The 2,842-nt window shown below is 73.5% G+C and carries 2 protein-coding genes; both read right to left on the bottom strand.

What is annotated here, in order from left to right; all coding sequences use genetic code 11:
* Positions 1 to 165: 165 nt before the first annotated feature.
* On the bottom strand, positions 166 to 807 hold the full coding sequence (locus tag FOE67_RS21755) for a hypothetical protein (RefSeq protein WP_182666535.1): 642 nt from the start codon (positions 805 to 807) through the stop codon (positions 166 to 168).
* Positions 804 to 2,842 (bottom strand): alpha/beta fold hydrolase (locus tag FOE67_RS21760; RefSeq protein WP_323385254.1); only part of this gene is annotated, 2,039 nt, incomplete at its 5' end. The genes FOE67_RS21755 and FOE67_RS21760, both read right to left, overlap by 4 nt.

A 2,842-nucleotide genomic window follows, 5' to 3' on the forward strand; every position in this document is an offset into this window, starting at 1 on the left:
CACGGGGTGGCGCCGGGGAGGGCGCGGGGGATGGTGCCGGGAAGGGTGGGGTGGCGGAGGGAGGCGGGAGGGAGTCCGCGCCTCACTTCCACAGGCCGCCGGCCCTCGCCGCGATGGCGAGCGCGACGACGATGGAGATGCCGAAGATGACGACGACGGTGGTGTTCACGCGGCCTCCCTGAGTTCCGCGGCTGCCGGTGCCCCGGGCCGCATGGGGGTGTAGGGGGAGACGAAGATGACCTCCGGCTCCTCGGAGTCGTCGTACCCGGCAGCGCGGGCGAGGGTGAACTGGAAGCCCTTGACGGCGTGTTCCGGGTTCCCGTCGCGGCTTCCCCGTTCCTCGCCCCGGGCGATCTCGTCCCGCAGGAAACCGACCAGCATCCGGTACGCCGGCAGCCGGGTCAGCGCGTCGAACCCCTTGTCGAGGGTGATCAGCAGCTCGGTCCCGATGTCGAAGATCGCCTTCTCCGGGCGTCGGCCGGGGAACCAGAGGATCTGGTGGAGCCGACGACCGGCGATCACCTCGACCGGCCGCCATCCGGAGGTCTCCCCCGCCGTGTTCAGCGTGCGGTAGAAGAAGTGGTAGTCGTGCTGCGCCGGGTTGGGCGCGAAGAACCGCCAGTTGGGGAGGAAGGCGGAGAAGGTGTCCCGTCGGGCGATCCGCCCGAAGGAGGGGTTGGGGTGCTGGGCGCTCAGGGTGCCGACCAGGACCAGGGCTGCCCCGATCCGGGCGGCGGCGCCGGGGCCGGTGACCACCCGGCGCACGGCGCGGCCCGCGGCGCGGCCGGCGATCGCGATGTTCGTCATCGGGCGTTCTCCGTATTCTCGGCGTGCTCGGCGTGCTCGGCGTGCTCGGCGTGCTCGGCGTGCTCGGCGGGGCGGAGGGTCTCCGCGAGGAAGTCGATGATCCGGCGCCCGACCTCGGTACCGAGCCGGGCGGAGGTGAGCAGGGAGTCGTGGTCGGCGCCCTCGACGACCTCGTTGCGCACCACCCGACCGGGCGCCCGGTGGGCGTCACCCAACTCCTTGTGCATCAACAGCTGTTCGGGGTCGCGATCGACGGTCTGCTGGGCGGAGAGCACCAGGGCGTGACCGGGCGCGCCGGGCAGGTCGCCCTCGAAGGCGCGGAACTCCCGCTCGGTGGCCTCCCACTCCCGCATCCCGGCCTCCCACAGCCGGGAGTCGGCGTACTGGGCCATGACCTTCCGCCGGTAACCGGCCGGCAGCGACTCGACCCAATCGGGGCGGACCAACAGCACGCCCATCCCGGCCCGCAGGCTGTTGAGGAAGGTCACCAGACCGCCGCGCAACCGCTCGGCGGAGTCGCTCTGCTGCTTGGACCGCAGGAGTTCCGCCGGGTGGGAGCTGTCCAGGTAGACGACACCGTGCAGCCGGTCCCCCAGCCGGACGGAGACCCGCCGGGCCAGTTCCCCGCCGAGCGAATGACCGGCCAGGACCACCGGACGGCCGGCGGGCACGGCGGCGGCGATCAGGTCCTCCAGGTCGTCCACCGCCTGGTCGAGGCCGAACGGGCCGCTCGCCCGGTAACGACTGGGGCCGTACCCGGCGCGGCTGTAGGTCACCAGGTCGACGTCGCTGTCGCGCAGCAGTTTCTCGGTGATCCACCCGAAGTGCTCGGCCGTGGAGGCCAGTCCCGGGACGAAGACCACCACGGGGGCGGTGCCCTCCACCCCGCCGGCGCCGCCGGCCGACGCGTCGGCGGGTGCGGTCCGGTCGGCCAACCGGGCGTTGTAGGCCAGTTCGTTGCCGTGCCGGGTGGTGACGGTGCGCCCGTCGGGCCACGGCTCCACCGCGCGCAGGCGCCGGCCCGCCGCCACCGCCCCGGCGACCGCCACCCCGCCGGCGAGGACCAGCGCGGCGACGGCGGGCATCCGGTCGTCCCGGTCGGCGGCGGCCGGGTGCGAGCGCGGGGTGCTGGTGTAGGCGACCATCGGGTGCATCGCCGTGAAGGAGGTCGCGAAGCGCCCCAGCCCCATGACGAAGCCGTTGGCCACGTGGAAGGCGGCGGCGCTGCCGATGATCGGCCTGGCCAGTTTCCCGCCCCGCAGATAGAGGATCGGGAAGAGACACTCCAGGGCCAGCACGCCGTGGGCCAGGGTGCGGGCGGCGCGCGGGTAGCGGCGGGTGAGCCGCCAGGCGTCCTCCTGACCGTAGGTGCGGGTGCGCAGGACACCGCCGAGCGCCGCCCCGGACCGCCAGTCCTTCCCGAGCAGCTTCACCCAACCGGAGACCAGGTACGACAGGTTGGACTGCGCCGCGACGTACCACAGCAGCGCGTCCCGGGTGCGCGGGTCGTTCGACAACCGCGCCAGCCCGACGGCGCTCTGCACGAGCGTGGAGGCCTGGTCGGCCCCGTCGGTGCCGTAGCGGTGGCGGGGGTAGAGCGCGGCGTTGCTCAGGCCCAGGAAGAGGTTGGCGGCACCGCGCCACCGGGCGTCACCGGGCAGCAGCAGCCCGACGGAGGCGGCCACCCGGGCCAGGTGGAGGCCGGTGGTGGTGCGTTCGTCGGCGATCAGGTCGAGGGCCTTGCGCAGCACCGGGTGCTGCGGCGCGTGGTTGTCGCGGGCGATGGCCCAGTCGTTGAGGCCGCCCGGGCGGGTGTGCCGGCGGTGGGTGAGGTGTTCGAGGCTGGAGGTCAGCGACGTGGCGGCGGTCAGCCGCTCGGAGACGGCCATGGCGCGCTCCCGTGACACGGGCACGGGACCCAGCAGGGCGTCCATCGATCGGCGCAGGACGCGCGGCAACCGTCTCGGTCGTCGGGAGGGGGTGCTCATGAGGTCCTCCGGGGCGTGGGAAGGAGAGGGGCTGTCTCTTATACACA

The sequence above is a fragment of the Streptomyces calidiresistens genome, from assembly GCF_014141525.1.
In the GTDB taxonomy this organism is placed as follows: domain Bacteria; phylum Actinomycetota; class Actinomycetes; order Streptomycetales; family Streptomycetaceae; genus Streptomyces; species Streptomyces calidiresistens.